Annotated in this window: 17 protein-coding genes; 9 read left to right on the top strand and 8 right to left on the bottom strand. The window is 25.1% G+C overall.

Features of this window, described 5'->3' with window-relative positions:
- Nucleotides 1-58: 58 nt before the first annotated feature.
- The 4 genes from fabD to gmk are packed head-to-tail and all read left to right on the top strand — an operon-like array spanning nucleotide 59 to nucleotide 2,648.
- The gene (gene fabD / locus ACTTAX_RS03235; protein ID WP_440692801.1) at nucleotides 59-985 is read left to right on the top strand and encodes an ACP S-malonyltransferase; all 927 of its coding nucleotides are present in this window, start codon (nucleotides 59-61) and stop codon (nucleotides 983-985) included.
- Nucleotides 982-1,719: a 3-oxoacyl-[acyl-carrier-protein] reductase gene (fabG, locus tag ACTTAX_RS03230; RefSeq protein WP_440692800.1), complete on the top strand. Its 738-nt coding sequence runs from the start codon at nucleotides 982-984 to the stop codon at nucleotides 1,717-1,719. Before fabD ends, fabG begins: the two co-directional genes overlap by 4 nt.
- Nucleotides 1,720-1,767: 48 nt before the next feature.
- Complete coding sequence (locus ACTTAX_RS03225; protein WP_008544320.1) at nucleotides 1,768-2,007, top strand: acyl carrier protein; 240 nt, start codon at nucleotides 1,768-1,770, stop codon at nucleotides 2,005-2,007.
- Between the two features lie 8 nt (nucleotides 2,008-2,015).
- Complete coding sequence (gmk, locus tag ACTTAX_RS03220) at nucleotides 2,016-2,648, top strand: guanylate kinase (RefSeq protein WP_440692798.1); 633 nt, start codon at nucleotides 2,016-2,018, stop codon at nucleotides 2,646-2,648.
- Here gmk and rsmA read toward each other — a convergent pair.
- Genes rsmA through ACTTAX_RS03190 form a run of 6 tightly spaced genes read right to left on the bottom strand, consistent with a single transcriptional unit; the run spans nucleotide 2,637 to nucleotide 10,319 of the window.
- A complete protein-coding gene (gene rsmA / locus ACTTAX_RS03215; RefSeq protein WP_440692796.1) occupies nucleotides 2,637-3,422 on the bottom strand; it encodes a 16S rRNA (adenine(1518)-N(6)/adenine(1519)-N(6))-dimethyltransferase RsmA in 786 nt (261 codons plus the stop codon). The genes gmk and rsmA overlap by 12 nt on opposite strands.
- Nucleotides 3,419-4,387: a 4-hydroxythreonine-4-phosphate dehydrogenase PdxA gene (locus ACTTAX_RS03210; protein WP_440692795.1), complete on the bottom strand. Its 969-nt coding sequence runs from the start codon at nucleotides 4,385-4,387 to the stop codon at nucleotides 3,419-3,421. The genes rsmA and ACTTAX_RS03210 overlap by 4 nt, the downstream gene beginning before the upstream one ends.
- Entirely contained in the window at nucleotides 4,377-5,312 is a 936-nt protein-coding gene (locus ACTTAX_RS03205) for a peptidylprolyl isomerase (RefSeq protein ID WP_440692793.1), read from the bottom strand. The genes ACTTAX_RS03210 and ACTTAX_RS03205 overlap by 11 nt, the downstream gene beginning before the upstream one ends.
- Nucleotides 5,299-8,103: an LPS-assembly protein LptD gene (locus ACTTAX_RS03200; RefSeq protein WP_440692791.1), complete on the bottom strand. Its 2,805-nt coding sequence runs from the start codon at nucleotides 8,101-8,103 to the stop codon at nucleotides 5,299-5,301. The genes ACTTAX_RS03205 and ACTTAX_RS03200 overlap by 14 nt, the downstream gene beginning before the upstream one ends.
- A 2-nt stretch (nucleotides 8,104-8,105) precedes the next feature.
- Entirely contained in the window at nucleotides 8,106-9,179 is a 1,074-nt protein-coding gene (locus tag ACTTAX_RS03195; protein WP_440692789.1) for an LptF/LptG family permease, read from the bottom strand.
- 3 nt (nucleotides 9,180-9,182) lie between these two features.
- Nucleotides 9,183-10,319: an LptF/LptG family permease gene (locus ACTTAX_RS03190; protein WP_440692787.1), complete on the bottom strand. Its 1,137-nt coding sequence runs from the start codon at nucleotides 10,317-10,319 to the stop codon at nucleotides 9,183-9,185.
- A 59-nt stretch (nucleotides 10,320-10,378) separates the two neighbouring features.
- Between ACTTAX_RS03190 and ACTTAX_RS03185 the strand changes: the two genes are divergently transcribed.
- Both ACTTAX_RS03185 and ndk read left to right on the top strand, forming a co-directional pair.
- Entirely contained in the window at nucleotides 10,379-11,836 is a 1,458-nt protein-coding gene (locus tag ACTTAX_RS03185) for a leucyl aminopeptidase (protein WP_440692786.1), read from the top strand.
- Nucleotide 11,837: 1 nt separating this feature from the next.
- Nucleotides 11,838-12,239 carry a nucleoside-diphosphate kinase gene (ndk, locus tag ACTTAX_RS03180; protein ID WP_440693751.1) on the top strand — a complete coding sequence of 134 codons (402 nt, stop codon included), beginning with the start codon at nucleotides 11,838-11,840 and terminating at the stop codon, nucleotides 12,237-12,239.
- Here ndk and purN read toward each other — a convergent pair.
- Together purN and purM are read right to left on the bottom strand one after the other, a co-directional pair.
- Complete coding sequence (purN, locus tag ACTTAX_RS03175) at nucleotides 12,229-12,810, bottom strand: phosphoribosylglycinamide formyltransferase (protein ID WP_440692784.1); 582 nt, start codon at nucleotides 12,808-12,810, stop codon at nucleotides 12,229-12,231. The genes ndk and purN overlap by 11 nt on opposite strands.
- Entirely contained in the window at nucleotides 12,785-13,816 is a 1,032-nt protein-coding gene (gene purM / locus ACTTAX_RS03170) for a phosphoribosylformylglycinamidine cyclo-ligase (RefSeq protein ID WP_440692782.1), read from the bottom strand. Before purM ends, purN begins: the two co-directional genes overlap by 26 nt.
- Before the next feature lie 38 nt (nucleotides 13,817-13,854).
- On the opposite strand from purM, the gene ACTTAX_RS03165 reads away from it, so the two are divergent.
- From ACTTAX_RS03165 to aspS, 3 genes are read left to right on the top strand one after another with little or no spacing between them, the layout of a single operon-like run.
- Nucleotides 13,855-14,907, top strand: a complete 1,053-nt coding sequence (locus ACTTAX_RS03165) for a hypothetical protein (RefSeq protein WP_440692780.1) — start codon at nucleotides 13,855-13,857, stop codon at nucleotides 14,905-14,907.
- Nucleotides 14,904-15,566: a DNA replication protein gene (locus tag ACTTAX_RS03160; protein ID WP_440692779.1), complete on the top strand. Its 663-nt coding sequence runs from the start codon at nucleotides 14,904-14,906 to the stop codon at nucleotides 15,564-15,566. The genes ACTTAX_RS03165 and ACTTAX_RS03160 overlap by 4 nt, the downstream gene beginning before the upstream one ends.
- Nucleotides 15,567-17,351 (top strand): aspartate--tRNA ligase, encoded by a 1,785-nt coding sequence (gene aspS, locus ACTTAX_RS03155; protein ID WP_440692778.1) that lies wholly within the window; start codon nucleotides 15,567-15,569, stop codon nucleotides 17,349-17,351. It abuts the gene before it with no gap.
- Nucleotides 17,352-17,353: the final 2 nt, after the last annotated feature.

Below are 17,353 nucleotides of genomic sequence, written 5' to 3'. Positions count from 1 at the left end.
TACTATTATAAAAGTTCAATTACAATAGATAAAAACACAAAATTATTAATATTTTTATATGTTTTCAGTAATATTTCCAGGCCAAGGATCTCAAATAGTTGGAATGGGCAAAGAGTTTTACGACAAGTATGAGCTTGTGAAAAGCCTATTTAAAGAGGCAGACGAGACATTAAATTATTCAATTTCAAAGCTAATATTAGAAGGACCTAAAGAAGAACTTGATTTAACTGCAAACACTCAACCAGCAATTTTTTTGATAAGTTATTCTATATTTAACGTTATTAAAAAAGAATTTAATATTGATTTAAATAAAGCAAAGTACTTTGCTGGGCATTCATTAGGCGAGTATTCTGCTTTATCTTGTGCTGGATATTTAAACTTTGCAGAAACATTAAAAATTTTAAGAATCAGAGGGGATGCTATGCAAAATTCTGTACCAAAAGGTGAGGGTGGTATGGTTGCGGTACTTGGCTCAACTGTTGAAGCAATAGAAAAAATATTAAAAGATAATGAATCTAAATTTATAGTGCAAATAGCAAATGATAATTCAGAAGGACAAATAGTTTTGAGTGGAAAAACTGAAGATTTAGAAAAATTGATTGAAGTATTAAAAGAAAATTCTATTAAAAATATTAAACTTCCTGTCAGTGCTCCTTTTCACTGTAGCCTTATGAGCAAAGCAACTGAGATTATGACAGAAGAATTGAATAAAATTTCATTTTCTGATGGAAGAAATAAGTTGATATCAAATGTAACTGCTGAAGCCATTTCAAATTCTGAAGACTTAAAATCACTTTTAATAAAACAAATTGAAAATAGAGTAAGATGGAGAGAAAGTGTTATGAATATGATAAATAATGATGTTGATCATTTTATAGAAATTGGTCCTGGGAAAGTCTTATCAGGTTTGGTAAAAAGAATTAACAGAGAAGTTAAAATTAATTCGATAAATAGTCTAGAGGATATTGAAAATTTAAAAATATGAATGATTTAAAAGATAAAAATATAATTGTTACAGGCGCATCTGGAGGAATAGGAAATTCAATTGTTAAAAAATTAAATGAAAGTGGTGCAAATGTTTTAGCTTCAGGAACAAGAATTGAAAAACTAGAAGAATTAAAAAAAGAATTTGAAAAAATAAAGATATTAAAATTTGATATATCTCAAAGTGAAAAAATTGAGGAATTTATTGAAAATGCAACAAAAGAACTAGGTGGTAGTCTAGATTGTATTGTTAATAATGCAGGTATCACCCAAGACAACTTGGCAATTAGAATGAGTCTGGATGAATGGAAAAAAGTGATTGATATTAATCTAACTTCGACCTTTTTGATGAGTAAATTTGCTATAAAAAAAATGTTAAAAAACAAATCTGGAAAAATAGTTAATATTACTTCTGTTGTTGGGCACACTGGAAATTTAGGCCAAGCTAATTATACTGCATCAAAAGCTGGTATAGTGGCAATGTCAAAAAGTTTAGCAATTGAATACGCTAAGAAAAATATTAATGTTAACTGTATATCACCAGGGTTCATTAAAACCGCTATGACAGACAAGATAGATGAAAAATTCAAAGAAACAATAATATCAAAAATACCCTCAGCACGACTTGGAGAGCCTAAAGATATTGCAAATGCAGTAGGATTTTTATGCTCGGATCAATCTAGTTATATAAATGGTGAAACCTTGCATGTTAATGGTGGCATGTATATGGCTTGACAAAATAGCTTTTTAAACTATTAACGAAATATAACAAAAAGGATCAATATGTCAGAAGACGTTTCAAGCAAAGTAAAAAAAATTGTAGCAGATCACTTAGGAATAGATGAAGCAAAAGTAACTGAAGAATCAAGTTTTATAGATGATTTAGGAGCAGATAGTTTAGATACTGTTGAATTAGTGATGGCTTTTGAGGAAGAATTTGGATCTGAAATTTCAGATAGCGAAGCAGAGAAAATTTTAACTGTAGGAGATGCAGTTAAGTTTATCGAAGGAAAAGCTAATTAATTCTTTTAATGCCCTTAGAGAAAGACGGGGTAATGATAATTTTGTCTTCTCCGTCTGGAGCAGGCAAAACTACACTAGTTAAGTTGTTATCTGAAAAAAAAAACTTCGAAGTTTCTATTTCACACACTACGAGAGAACCTCGATCTAAAGAAAATCATTCTAAAGACTATTATTTTGTAAGTGAGGAAGAATTTAAGAGACTTATTAAAAATGAAGAATTTTTAGAATACGCTAAAGTATTTAAAAATTACTATGGTACCACTCGAACTCCAGTTATTGATAAATTAAACAAAGGAAAGAATGTTCTTTTTGATATTGACTGGCAGGGAGCAGATCAAATAAAAAATAAAAAACTTGATTACAAGCTTATTACTTTTTTTATTTTACCGCCAAGTAAGCAAGTTTTATTTCAAAGACTTTCAAGTAGAGATATGGAAGATAAATTGATCGCTGAAGAAAGAATGAAACAATTTGAGCGAGACGTATTACATTGGATAAATTATGATTATGTTGTAATCAATGATGACATCGATACTTGTTTTAATAAAATTAATAATTTGATAGATGCTGAAATTAATAATGGCTCTAAAGATTATGATTTAAATTTTATAAGAAATCATGTTGAAAAACTAACTGATTAAATCTTCATATTCTTGTGTTAGTTTAAAATAAGTTTCACAATTTAAGTTTTGTGGTCTTAAATTTAAGTTAATATTTAATTTTTCTGAAACACTCAAATCACCATTAAACAATTTATTATATGGTTTTTTTAACATTTTTCGTCTATTGCTAAAAAATATTCTGGTAATTTTTTCTAAATTTTTAGGATTATTTATTTTATAAAAATTTTTTTTTGGTGTAAAAAAAAGCAATGTGCTTTCAATTTTTGGTTGAGGCTTAAAACTTGAAGGATTAATATCACAAATTTTTTTTATATTCAGTTTCCAGTTACTAAGAATAGATAATCTTCCATAATTAGAATTGTTTACATTAGATATTATTCTGTCTGCAACTTCTTTTTGAAACATTAAAATCAAACACTCAAACCAAAAATTATTTTTTAAATTAATTATCCATTTACTTAATATTTCTGTAGAAATATTGTAGGGTAAATTTCCAAAAACTATAACCTTATCTTTTGCTAATAAACTTTCATCAAAATTTAGTATATCATTATTTATAATTTGTATTTTGTTATCAAATTTTCCTACCAAATGTGCTGCTAGTTCATTATCTTTTTCAACAACATAAAATTTCTTTGGTTCTTTTTTTATAATGGGGCCAGTAAGATTTCCTGTACCAGGGCCAACCTCCAACACAGTTTTATTCTTGATATTGGCACAATTTATAATCTTATCTATGATTTTATTATCAATTAAAAAATTTTGACCTAGACTTTTTTTTGCTTTTATCAATTCTTATCTAAAAATTTTATTGCTTGAATTAAACTTAAAGGATTAGATATATTTTTACCAATCATTTTCTCATTAGGTCCGTGATCAGGCGTTACTCTATAGAACGGTAAACCGAGAGTTATATTTATAGCATCATATTCAAATAACGTTTTAATAGGGGTTAAAACTTGATCATGATACATGCCTAATATGACATCATATTTACTTCTATTTTGTTTTAAAAATGCGGTATCGGCTGGCATAGGACCTCCTACAAAGTAATTTTTATTTCTTAAATATTCAACACATGGTTTTATTATTTTTTCATCCTCATTAAATTCATCTATACTTTCACCATGAGGATTTAGACTCAGTATTCCTATTTTTGGTTTTATTTTAAAATTACTTTTATAAAAGTCATTAATTAGTAAAACTTTTTCTAAAATAGCTTTCTTATCAATTTTTTTTGGCACATATTTAATTGGCAAATGAGTAGTTAACGGACAAACAGATAAATTTTTATTGTATATTAACATTGCATTATTTTTCACCTTGAATCTTTTAGAAATATATTCGGTCATTCCTAAAAACTTTTTGTTTAAAAAACTTTTTTTATTTATCGGTCCATTTATAAATTTTTTAAATTTATATTTTTTTATAGTTTCGAAAGCTACTTCAAAACATTTATTCAAATATATGTTAGATTTTTTCTTCATTATTTGATTTTTGCTAAACAAATTCTCATCTATATTAATTAAATTTATAATATTTTTTTTAAGCTTTTTATTATCTATATTTCTCTGATCTATTATTTTAATTTTTTTTTTATAATTAAATTTTCTCATCTCTTGTTTAAATAATCTTTTAGATGTAATTAAAATTATTGGACTTTTAACTGTAATTTGTTTTAATGATTTAAAAAATAATTCCATAAAAACACTTTTTGGTTCACCCGGTACAATAATTATTGGAGATTTAAAAAGCATGGAATTCAATATCTTTTTCTATTTTATTATAATAAATATTCGCAAATTGATTTAATTGTTTATTTGCAGTTTCGTTAGCAATTATTTCAATTTGTTTGTCTATATCATTAATAATTCTTGATTTTCTTTCATCTTCAATTTTTAAAACTAAAAAACCTCCAGGAATAACTATAGGTTCTGATACATCTCCAATTTTCAATTTTTGTAAAATGTCTCTTATTGTTTTATTTAGAGAATTTATTTTAATCCAACCTAAATTACCTCCATTTTTAGAGGTATCTGAAATGCTATATATTAGAGCTGTATTTGAAAAACCTTTAGCACTTATTTCATTTTTAATTATTGCAAATTTTTCATCGAGACTTTTATTTGTGTCTAATCTGAATACTATTTCAGAGAGTAAGAATTCTTTCTGAGTATTACCTTCTAGAATATTATTTCTGATGTCTACTTTATCAATCTTAATATCTTTTGAATACTTATTTACTATTAATTGGTTCCATAAAATTTCAATTTTTAATTTATTTTCTATTATGTCTATATTTAGATTTTTTTCTTTTAAAATACTTTGAAGTTCATATTCATCTTTTATATTTGCTCTCCTTAGAAAATTTAAAAATATTGAATTATAATATTTTTTGTCAACTTCGAAATTTTCAAAGTATTTTGTTAAATTTATTTTTTTTACTTTTTCACGTATTGCTGAATTTTTGCCAATTTCAAACAATTTTTCTTTTGTTAATTGATTCAAGTTTTTATTTATAAGTCCCAAATATTCAATTTCGCTAACAATGTCTATTGAAGTAATTATTTCATTATTCACTTTAAATAGAATTTTATTTTCAAATGAGTAAACAGGTTTAATTATGGCAATAAGTGCAAGTAATATTACAGTTATGTTTCTTAAAGTATTAATAAAGTTCATTGTCTACTTTTTGTTCAAATGTTGTAAGTGGAAATAATGTAATTGTAAAAAATAGATTCTCAGTTGGTTTTAAATCTTTATCCTCATAATATGTTTTATTGTATTTAATAGCAGCTGTTAAACAATCATTTTTATATTCATAAACTAAATCGTAAAATTCAGTTAAATTCAGTTTTCTATTTCTTCTAGTTTTAAAATTCAAAGAATTATTTTCGTCTATATTAAATGTAGTTGTATTGCTGATCAAATTTTGACTTCCCATATCTTTTTTTTCTTTAATAAATCCAAAATTTGTTTCAAAATTATTCAGTGAAAAAGTTGTATTAAAATCGTTGTATTGCAAATCATTAGTATTTCGATCTAAAGCAAAATTATAATTCAATTGAAATTGATCAGAAAATTTATTTGTCATTGATCCAAAAATATTTGATTGCTTTTTATTTAAAGTTGTATTTTGAGGAATGAAGTTTTCACTTTTATCACGATAAACTGTACCCAGTTTTAATTCAAAGAATTTGTTAACATCAGTTAGTAATTCTTTTTTATAATCAAATCCAAGAGTTAAAGATTTACCACTTTCAAAAGTATTACTTAAACCCATCCTATTTATTGAAAATAAGTTATTAGCATTTATTAACTTTTTTGTAGAGCTATGGTTTTTCATATCCCCAGGGTTGAACATGAATGAGGCTTTAGGTGTTAAAATATTTAATTTATTATTAACCCTTTTTTGCAAAGGATAACTAGATTGAAAATTAAAAATACTTGAAAGCTCAACTTTAGGACTAGATTTATAATTTGCAGCATTTTTCCCCACAGAGTTTATGTTTTTTAAATTTATCTGTAGTTTATTTTTAAGACCCTGGAATGAAAACTGGTCAAAACTTGTGAAATAAATATCATTTATTATTTCAGTTTTCAATTGGTTTGTATTGCTTAAATCGTTCTTACCATCAGAATTAAAATTAAAAGTTCCATGGTTAAAATTGGAGAGTATGTTTTTATTAAACTTATAATATGGTAAAATATACTGGTATCTGTCACCACTACTTTTACTTAACGTCTCATAGCTTTCGAATCCTGTTACAAAGGTTAGATCCCTTCTATTTAAAGTTGCTATCAAGCTTGAGTTTAAAATATTAGAATTTTGAGGTTTTAACGAATTTGTTTCTTCCAAAAGTGAATTATCAAATATCTTCAAAAAAGTATCATTATTTACTTTTTCAATCTTAAAATTTACTTTACTTTCAGTAAATTCATCTAAATTTAAATTATAATCCAATTTGGAAAATAAATATGTCGTATTCTTTTTTTTCTTAAGAATTTTTGAATTATAATCTCGTCCATGACCAAAATTTAAAGTTAGCTTGTGATTTTTACCTAAAGTTCTGTATTCATTTTGCAAAAGTTTATTATCCCCATCAAATAGTGTTGGGGCAATCGTAACATCACTATTAGATCTAATTTCATAAAAATATGGAATTGAAAATGAGCTACCTAGTACATTAGAATTGTTAAATCTAGGCTGTAAAAAACCAGATTTTCTTTTTACAGTTGGGTCAGGATGATAAAATTTTGGAAAATACATAACAGGAACATCATATAATTTTAAAATTGCATCCTTGTAATGTATTTCTTTTTTGACCTTGTCATGTTTTATCTCGTTTGATTGTATTGACCATGGAGGACAGCCATCATTTTTTTTGCAACTTGTAAACACCCCTTTTTTGATTATCGTCATTTTATCTTCGTTAACTGAAGATACTCCTTTAACTCTTGGATCATTATCTGAGTTATCAAATATTCCTTTATGAATTTTGATGGTTGTATCTTTTCCAATGAAATTCTGGTTTTTAAGATTTAAAATTCCATTTGAAAAATAAAACTTATCAGAAGTAGGAAGCTTGTAGTTTGAATTAATAATTATTTCTTCACCTTTTAATATTTCCTTACTTACTAAATAGTTAAATTTAGAAAAATTGTATAAATTTTCATTATCAGTAAGAATTGATTTTTCTTTGGATGAAAATTCCATTAAATTTTTTAAGAAAACAATATTTTTTGAATCAAACTTATATTTTGATTGAAATAATGCTGATGTTTTATCCTTAGTATAAATTATTTCATCTTGGATGTTGTAAATAATTATATTGCTGTAAATTTTATAGTCTTTATTAACATTTATTATAACTGCATCTTTCCTTGCTTTGACTGTGTTTTTTGGAATATTATAATCAAAATATTCGGCTCTGATTTCACTTTTATCATTTAGATTTACTGCTCTAGAATTTCCTTCAGAAAAAATTTTACCTTCTGTTCTAAAATATTTTACATAATCTGAATAAAGTTTAAGTTTTTTACTTTTTTCAAAAATCTCAACATCACCAGTTACATTAAGAATGTTTAACTTTTTATCATATTCAAATTTATTGGCCGTGATAGTGATATTATCTCTTGAACTTATGGCTTTAGAATTTATTTCTGTAATTATTTTTTCCTGTTTTTTATCATAAATCGCTTCTTCTGAAAAAATTACATAATCATTAATTGAGTCTTTGATCTCAACATCACCAGTTACATTAAGAATGTTTAACTTTTTATCATATTCAAATTTATTGGCCGTGATCACAATTCCATCATTGGTTGAAATTACACCTTTTTTATTTCCTATAAATTTATTTCCATTTTCAACTATTTCTATTTCTGTAACATCAAAATTAAATTGCTCTTGAGCAATTACACTAAAATTAATTGTTAAACAAAATAACAATGTTAAATAAATTTTAATCATCTTTATTTATCGTTAACATTTTTTAACATTATTAAATTAATGGATGTTAAAATTATCAATGGAGAGATTATAGATATAAATAATGGTATTTTTTCAGTACTCCCCAATACATACGAAAAGTTATTTAAATAATATACAATTACAGAAAAAAAGAGACCTATTGAGATCTTAAATGTTGTTCCTTTTATTTCTTTAATATTTAACATTATTAAGGAAGAAAATAGAGATATTAAAAGCAAAAACAAAGGAAATAAAAGTATTTTAAATAAATGTAAATCTATATCAATAATTGAATAATTTAGTTTTTTGTAGTTCTGGCGTAATTCGTATAATTTTATCAAGTTTAATGAAGATAGATTTGAATATAAAGTTTTAATTCTTTTTAAGTCAAAATTAGTTTTAAAATTAAGCTTGTCTTGAGTTGTATAATTATTTTTTTCATAAATTTTAGCATCATAAATGATCCAATTTTCTCTAGAAATATCAATTTTATTACTCTGAATATTTCTAATAACATTAAAATTTTCATCAAATTCTGTAATAAAATTTTCTATTAATAATTGGTTTTTAATAGAAGATGAATTTATAATAAGGATATTATCTTCAATTTTATCTTTAATCCAAAGCCCATTTTTGGTGATCACAGCAAGATATTCTTCATCGCTTGTGTATGATGATTTTGTCTCAATATATAAATTCTTAAAGCTTGATGAAATATTATAGAATAAAGAGACCACCAGAAAACCTGTGGAAAGTGACAGGATGCTTATAATAATTATTATTCTAGAATTTTTAAGCCCTGAGTATTTGAATATATCAAGTTCTCTATTTTCAAATAATTTAATGAAAAAAAGCTGAACTGTAATTAACAATATAAATGGAAATAATTCAAAAATATGAGAAGGTGAATTCAACATTGATAAAAATAAGGGGTATCCAATTTCAACAGATTTATCTTTGAAGAATTCTAATTCGTTCATAAGATTAAGTAAAAAAACCAAGCAGGTCATAATCAACAAAACATAAAATAAAGATTTAAAAAAAATTGTTGAGATAAATTTAATATATACTTTCATAGTTTATATTTTTTTTATTTTATTAAATTTAAATAACAAAAATAGGTACAAAGATATCATTAAAAAAAAAGGAATTGAAAATAACAAAATATTTTCTAATAAATTTTTTGATACAAGTCGGCTAGTAGTCTCAGAAAATAAAATGACAAAAAATCCAATTAAAAAAGTTATGATTCTCAATTTTTGATACTTATGGTTCTCTTTTGATAAAATAATAAGCATAATTGCGATAATAGAAACAACAGGTATATAAATGGGAACAATAAATCTTTTATAAATCTCTTTAAAAATATTGCTAATATTTTCTATGTTACAGTTTTTAATTTTATCATTTTTTATAATTTTCTTTTCAGTAAAATTATAAATATTCTGAAGACATTTTATAAGTTTTGTTGAATGCATCTCTTGTGTTTTGATATATGTTGCTGTGTTAGACTTAAGGTTGGCTAAAGAAAAATCTGATTTAGAAAAAGAAATATTTGTAACACTATTATTTCCTGAAGTTATTGTAGCCCCGTTATTCATTTCGAGTATTGGAATGTTTCCAATAAGTTTAAATTTACCTGTTTTTGCATAAGTTATTTGAAACTGTCCATTTTCAAGTTCTCTTTTAATATATAAATTTTTTAAATCTCCATTTTTACCTTTTTCTTCGGTGTAAATTGTTAATCCTTTAATAGTGTCATTAAATTTTTTACCTTTAATAAAATTATCAAAAAAATTGACTTCAGATTTTTTTAATAAAGATTTTGCATGATTTTGAGCATTTGGAACAATAAAAGAATTTAAAAATATTTGAAAAATCATTAAAAAAATTGAGATTTTGAAAATAAAATTAACCAAATTGATTTTATTTATTCCAAAATTCCAAAATAAAATTAATTCATTATTCAGTTCATATTTAGTTGTCACATAATAGAGACTAAAAAATAGAACAAAAATAAATATCCTACTAGTAGTTTTGGGGAAATTAAGTAATGAATACTCAATATAAACTAAATAATCTCTCCCATCTTCAATCATAATATCTAAAAAATTTACAGCCTGAAAAACCCAAATTACGGTTGCAGATGAAATAAGAGCAATTAAGAAAAAGTTTAAATAATCAAATAAAAATTTTCTAAAAATTATTTTTTTCATTGAAATAAGTTATCATATCCTTATATAACATTCTCTTTCATCGTATAGAATTTAAAATTATGAGCGTTAAAATAAAATATAATAAAACTCTAACTCCAAAAAATTCAATAAATAAAGTCCTATTTGTTGATGATAAATATAATTTTATTAAATTAAAAAAATATATATCTTCTAAAGAGTACAATGTTATTTCAGAATTAATAAAATCTTATAAAACTAAAAAAAATTTTTTAAGTTTTGATATTAGCTCTAAGGTTAAAATAACTTTAATCTCTTTAGCCAAAAATATGTCTAGTGCTGATCTAGAAAATCTTGGTGCAAAGTTTTATGATCTTTTCAAATCATCTGAAATACTAAATTTAAGTATAAATACTGACTCAGTTCCTAATACTAATAAAAGTGAGATCATTGGACATTTCTTACATGGTATTAAGTTAAAATCATACAAATTTGAAAAATATAAGAGCAAAAAAAATAAAATAAATTTATCTATAGATCTAATTGGTAAAAATAAGCCTACATTAAAAGAGCTGAGTAAATTTAAAGCGATAGAGGAAGGTACTTTTTATGCAAGAGATTTAGTTTCAGAACCTGGTAATGTATTGCATCCAGATGAATATGCAAAAAGACTAAATTCACTAAAAAAAGATGGATTGAAAATAACTATTTATGATGAAAAAAAATTAAAAAAATTAGGTATGAATACTTTGCTAGGTGTTGGCCAAGGAAGTATTAGAGGATCATATTTGGTAACAATGGAATGGAAGGGTCAAAAGGACAATTCTAAGCCCCTAGCATTTGTTGGTAAAGGGGTATGTTTTGATACCGGAGGAATCTCACTCAAACCTGCAAAATTTATGGAAGACATGACTTATGATATGGCTGGTTCAGCAGTTGTCGTTGGACTAATGAAAAGCTTAGCCTTAAGAAAAGCAAAAGTGAATGCTGTTGGTGTTGTTGGATTGGTAGAGAATATGCCAGGTGGAAATGCTCAAAGGCCAGGAGATATCGTTAAATCTTATAGTGGTAAAACAGTTGAAATTTTAAATACAGATGCAGAAGGCAGACTAGTGCTTGCAGATGCACTTACTTACACGGAAGAAAAATTTAAACCTAAATTAATAGTAGATTTGGCAACTCTTACTGGTGCAATTATTGTTTCACTTGGATCAGAATATGCAGGTTTATTTTCAAATAATGATAAATTATCAAAAGAATTAATAGAAGCAGGAGAAAAAGTTGAAGAAAAAGTTTGGAGAATGCCTTTAAACAAAAATTTTGACAAACTAATAGATTCAAAAAATGCAGATATGCAAAATATTAATTATGTAGGTGGGGCAGGCTCAACAACTGCTGCGCAATTTTTACAAAGATTTATTTTAAATAAAACACCTTGGGCTCACTTAGATATAGCGGGTATGGCGTTCTCCAAATATGGAGGTGCATTAAACTCCGGTGGAGCTACAGGTTATGGAGTAAGATTATTAAATAAACTAATAGAGGATAATTATGAGTAATATTGAACAAACTTTATCAATTATAAAACCTGATGCAGTTGAGAGAAATCTTGAGAATGAGATCAAAGAGATGTTTAAAAATAATGGTTTTTCAATTTTAAAAGAAAAGAAAATTCAAATTGAAAAATCTGAGGCTGAGAATTTTTACAAAGTTCATGAAACAAAGCCATTTTATAATGATTTGTGTGAATACCTATCTTCAGGTCCGATTGTAGTAATGGTACTTGAAAAGGAAAATGCAGTGTTAGGAAACAGAGAATTGATGGGAGCAACAAATCCCAAAGATGCTAAAGAAGGAACAATAAGAAAGAAATATGGAATTTCAATTGATAAAAACTCCGTTCACGGATCTGATAGTGCAGAAAACGCTAAAATTGAAATTGATTTCTTCTTTAAAGACTAAAGATTTTCAAAATCGCTTTTGGATACAATTTATGCTCTTGAGCTAAAATTTTTTTAGCTAGACTATCTGGAGTATCTTTTTTTAAAATATTCACCTTTTTTTGAAGAATTATTTTTCCAGAATCCAATTTTGAATTAACAAAATGCACGGTACATCCTGAGTATTTATCTTTATTTTCTATAGCTCTTTGATGAGTATATAAACCTTTATATTTAGGCAATAATGAAGGATGAATATTTAAAATTTTATTTTTAAAATTTTTAATAAAATTATTGGAAAGTATTTTCATAAAACCAGCCAAACAAACTAATTCAATTTTATTTTTTTCAAGTTCGTTAAGTATTTTTTTTTCAGCAATTTCTTTATTTTTGAAATTAATTATTTTTTTTTTAATTTTAAAAATATCCCCATATTTTAAACCCTTTGCTAATTTATTATTAGTAATAATTAGGTTAATAGAAATAGGTGATTTTTTTAATTTAGAAAATTTAATTAGTGATTTTAAATTACTACCTGTCCCAGATATAAATACCGCAGTTTTTATTTTATTTGTTCCAGTTGATAGAACCATTTAATTTTACTTTATTTTTACCGTTGGTAATTTTTCCAATTACATATGGCTTGTAATCTTTAGGAAAATAACTTTGAATTTTTTTTAAATTTTTTTGGTTAATTATTAAACAAAAACCTACACCACAATTAAAAGTTTTTAACATTTCATTTTCTGATATTCCATTTTTTTTGAGCCAGTTAAATATTTTTAAAGTTTTAATATTATTTAAATCAATATCAGCTACCAAATTATCAGGCATAACTCTTTTGATATTGTCCGCAAGTCCTCCTCCTGTGATATTGGCACAACCATTAATAAGATTTTTTGAAATTAGATTGATTATTTCCTTCACATATATTTTTGTTGGTCTTAAAAGTTCTGATCTTAAAAATTTATTTTTATTAATATTAATTTTTTTTTTATTTATTAAATATCTTACCAGTGAGAACCCATTTGAATGTAATCCACTAGATGGAATTGCTAAAATCAAGTTATTTTTTTTTATTTTATTTTTATATAAAATTTTATTTTTACCAACAACTCCGACAGCAAAACCAGCTATATCAAATTTACCTTTTGAGTAAGTGCCAGGCATCTCTGCTGTTTCTCCACCCACAAGTTCACAATCGGATAATTTACAGCCCTTAACTATTCCTTTAATGATCGATTTAAGTTTAATTAAATTAATTTTGTTTATTGAAATGTAATCTAAAAAAATCAAAGGTTTTGCACCTTGGACAATTAAATCATTCACACTCATTGCTACAAGATCAATACCAATTGTATCAAATTTATTTAAAGAATTAGCTATTTCAATTTTAGTCCCAACACCATCTGTGCAAGCAACTATTTGAGGTTGCTTTATGTTGCTTGGAATATTTGAAATAGAACCAAATCCCCCAATATTTGAAAACTTTTTTTTGCCCCTTTTTTTTGATGATACTGATGAAATGAAATTTACAAACTTATCTGCAGCTTTAATGTTAACACCACTTTTTTTGTAGGTAAAATTTTTATTATTCATTAGAATATTTTATGAGGTGTTTTTCAAAATTAATTAAATTGAAGAGTTTATATAATCTTTTTCTATTTCTTGCTTTATTAAATATTTTTTTTTCCACAGAAAATAGTGTTGCAAAAACATTTTCTATAAAAGATATCGAAATATCATCTCCATTTAACGCCTCATTTGATAAAAATAAGATAATAAATCTTGGTTTTGTTGAAGCATATGAAGAACTTATTTTAACTATTGTTCAAAGCAAAGATCAAAAAACACTTCAAAATTCTTCAACCAAAGAAGTTAAAAGTTTAGTTGAAACATTTTCAATTGTTCAGGAAAATTTTATTGATGAAGTATACAATCTTACCTTAAATGTAGAATTCAATAAAAGAAGTTTTTTTGAATTATTAGAAAAAAAAAATGTATTTCCCTCATCAATTATTGAAAAAGATTTAATGTTTTTTCCAATAGAGGTGGATGAAAAAAAAAATGAAATATCTCTTTTTTCGGAGAGTCAATTGTTTAAGAATTGGAACTTAAAAAAAGAAAAATATCATCAATTAAATTACATTTTACCAAACGAGGATATTGATGATTATAATTTAATAAAAAAAAATATTAACAATTTAGAAGATTTTGATTTTAAAGAAATTTCGAAAAAATATAATTTTAAAGATTTCATTATAATGATTGTTTTTAAAAACAATGAAGAAATTCGAGTTCTCAATCAAATAGTATTTAACAATAATCAAAATTTAAAAAACTTTAAATTCAAAAATATTAATTTTGCAAAGTTTGATGATGTTGAAAAATTTATAAGTGAACAAAAATTAGTTTTTGAAGACTATTGGAAATTAAATAACATAATAAATACATCAATTAAATTGGATTTGACTATCTCAGTTGATAATAGCAATATAATTAAAATTGATCAGTTCGAGGAAACACTTTCAAACATAGAATTGGTTAATAATTTTAACATATTTAAATTTGATAATAAAAAAAACATTTATAAAATAACCTTTAATGGAACTAGGGATCAGTTCTTAGATGTGATGGAAGATTATGATTACTTTTTTGAAATTAAAAATAAAATTTGGGTATTAAAATGAAATCCTTAAATCAAGAAATCTTAAAATTTGATTATGATCAAAACTTTAAAGATCAAGATTTTTATGTATCAAAATCTAATGAATTTTCATTTTTATTATTGAATAGTTGGCCTAAATGGGAAAAAAATTTTATAAATTTAATTGGTGAAAAATTTTCCGGGAAATCTCATTTAATTAATATTTTTTTACATAAATTTAAGGGTATTAAAATAAACGCAGCTGATATTAGCAATGAATATATAAAAAAAATTAAAATCTATGAAAATATAATTATTGAAGATTTAAATAAAAATATTGATGAAAAGTTATTATTTACTTTTTTTAATATTATAGAGCAAGATAACAAATATTTAATTGTTACTTCAACCAAACCCATAGTTGATTACTCTTTTGAATTAAATGATTTAAATTCTAGAGCTAAGAATTTTATTTTATCAAAGATTGATAAACCAGAGGATGATTTATTATACGCTTTAATATTAAAAAATCTTTCTGATCGCCAGATATCAATTGATAAGAAATTAATAGATTTCATTATAAAAAGAATAGATAGATCCTATGGCAAAATATCTGAATTCATATATAAGATCGACGAAATTAGTTTAAAAAGGAAAAAACCAATCGATTTTAAAATTATTAAAGAAGCTTTAGGAGATTAATTGAGCAAATATAGAACACATACTTGTAACGAATTAAGAAAAGAAGACGTTGATAAAAAAGTATTTCTTTCAGGCTGGATCAATAAAAAACGAGATCATGGAAACTTATTATTCATAGATTTAAGAGATAATTATGGTGTCACACAATGTATTATTGATAAAGATAACAAAAATTTTACAAACTTAGAAAAAACTCAATTAGAAACTGTAGTCAAAATAGAAGGTAAGGTTATAGCTCGATCTGAAGATACAATTAACAAAGAAATAGGTACAGGTGAAATTGAAGTAACAATTGATACTTACGAAGAATTAGGTTCTTGTAAAGAATTGCCAATGCCAGTTTTCAGTGATCAAGAATATGCTGAAGAAATAAGATTAAAATATAGATTTTTGGATTTAAGAAGAAAAAAAATACATGAAAATATAATCTTAAGATCAAAAGTTATTTCACACATTAGAAATGAAATGACTAAATTAGGCTTTTTGGAATTCCAAACACCAATACTAACTTCCTCTAGCCCTGAGGGTGCTAGAGATTTTTTAGTTCCAAGCAGATTAAATCCAGGGAAGTTTTATGCGTTACCTCAGGCACCACAACAATTTAAACAACTAATTATGGTATCTGGTTTTGATAAGTATTTTCAAATAGCTCCTTGCTTTAGAGATGAAGATGCAAGAGCAGACAGAAGTCCTGGTGAATTTTATCAACTGGATTTAGAAATGTCTTTTGTAGAGCAAGAAGATGTATTTAATGTTGTTGAAAAATTAATGGTTAATACTTTTAAAACATTTTCTAATAAAAAATTATTGCACGACGAATTTCCAAGAATTTCTTACAAAGATGCAATGCTAAAGTATGGAAGCGATAAACCTGATTTAAGAAATCCACTTATAATAAATGATATTACTGAAATATTTACAAGAGAAGATGTAACTTTTGAAATTTTTAAAAAATTAGTAAAATCTGGTTCAAGAGTAAGATGTATAATTACCAAAAATACAAAAGATAAACCAAGAAGCTTTTTTGATAATGTTGATAAATGGGCTAAAGAACAAGGAGCATCAGGTTTAGCTTATTTTACATTTGAAAAAGATACCGAGTTGTCTGGTAAAGGACCTATAGGAAAATTTTTTTCAAAAGAGGCTTTGTCAGAAATAATGAATTTAACTAATGCAGAAGTAGGGGACAGTATTTTTCTAGCTTGTGGCAAACAAAATGAATTAGAAAAAATAACTTCTCAGGCAAGAAATAAAATTGCAGAAGATTTAGATTTAATTGATGAAGATATTTTCGCGTTTTGCTGGATAGTTGATTACCCTATGTTTGAAAGAGATGAGGTTACCAGCAAAATCGAATTTAGTCATAATCCATTTTCTATGCCACAAGGTGATTTGACAGAAAAAGAACTAGAAAATCCTCTAGAACTATTAGCTTATCAATACGATATTGTTTGTAATGGTATTGAATTATCCTCTGGCGCTATAAGAAATCATAAACCAGAACTTATGTATAAGTTATTCTCAATTGCTGGTTATGATAAGCAGCAAGTAGATGAAAAATTTAGTGGTATGATAAATGCATTAAGTTATGGTGCTCCGCCTCACGGGGGTATTGCGCCTGGAATCGATAGAATTGTTATGCTGTTAGCTAATGAAAAAAATATTAGAGAAGTAACAATGTTTCCAATGAACCAAAATGCACAAGATTTGATGATGAACGCTCCATCTGAAGTTAATCCTGAACAGCTAAAAGAGTTAAACTTGTCTTTGAAAAATAAAAAATAAAA

Origin of the sequence: Candidatus Pelagibacter sp. HIMB1695, from assembly GCF_052047655.1 — a bacterium.
Lineage (GTDB): Bacteria > Pseudomonadota > Alphaproteobacteria > Pelagibacterales > Pelagibacteraceae > Pelagibacter.
Note: the sequence above shows the minus strand (reverse complement) of the source record. Positions and strands in the feature narration are given on the sequence as shown.

Excerpts from the sequence above, each read along its gene's own strand:
- fabD (WP_440692801.1), top strand. The coding sequence starts at position 59 with ATGTTTTCAGTAATATTTCCAGGCCAAGGATCTCAAATAGTTGGAATG.
- fabG (WP_440692800.1), top strand. The coding sequence starts at position 982 with ATGAATGATTTAAAAGATAAAAATATAATTGTTACAGGCGCATCTGGA.
- ACTTAX_RS03225 (WP_008544320.1), top strand. The coding sequence starts at position 1,768 with ATGTCAGAAGACGTTTCAAGCAAAGTAAAAAAAATTGTAGCAGATCAC.
- gmk (WP_440692798.1), top strand. The coding sequence starts at position 2,016 with ATGCCCTTAGAGAAAGACGGGGTAATGATAATTTTGTCTTCTCCGTCT.
- ACTTAX_RS03210 (WP_440692795.1), bottom strand. The coding sequence starts at position 4,387 with ATGCTTTTTAAATCTCCAATAATTATTGTACCGGGTGAACCAAAAAGT.
- ACTTAX_RS03205 (WP_440692793.1), bottom strand. The coding sequence starts at position 5,312 with ATGAACTTTATTAATACTTTAAGAAACATAACTGTAATATTACTTGCA.
- ACTTAX_RS03200 (WP_440692791.1), bottom strand. The coding sequence starts at position 8,103 with ATGATTAAAATTTATTTAACATTGTTATTTTGTTTAACAATTAATTTT.
- ACTTAX_RS03195 (WP_440692789.1), bottom strand. The coding sequence starts at position 9,179 with ATGAAAGTATATATTAAATTTATCTCAACAATTTTTTTTAAATCTTTA.
- ACTTAX_RS03190 (WP_440692787.1), bottom strand. The coding sequence starts at position 10,319 with ATGAAAAAAATAATTTTTAGAAAATTTTTATTTGATTATTTAAACTTT.
- ACTTAX_RS03185 (WP_440692786.1), top strand. The coding sequence starts at position 10,379 with ATGAGCGTTAAAATAAAATATAATAAAACTCTAACTCCAAAAAATTCA.
- purN (WP_440692784.1), bottom strand. The coding sequence starts at position 12,810 with ATGGTTCTATCAACTGGAACAAATAAAATAAAAACTGCGGTATTTATA.
- purM (WP_440692782.1), bottom strand. The coding sequence starts at position 13,816 with ATGAATAATAAAAATTTTACCTACAAAAAAAGTGGTGTTAACATTAAA.
- ACTTAX_RS03160 (WP_440692779.1), top strand. The coding sequence starts at position 14,904 with ATGAAATCCTTAAATCAAGAAATCTTAAAATTTGATTATGATCAAAAC.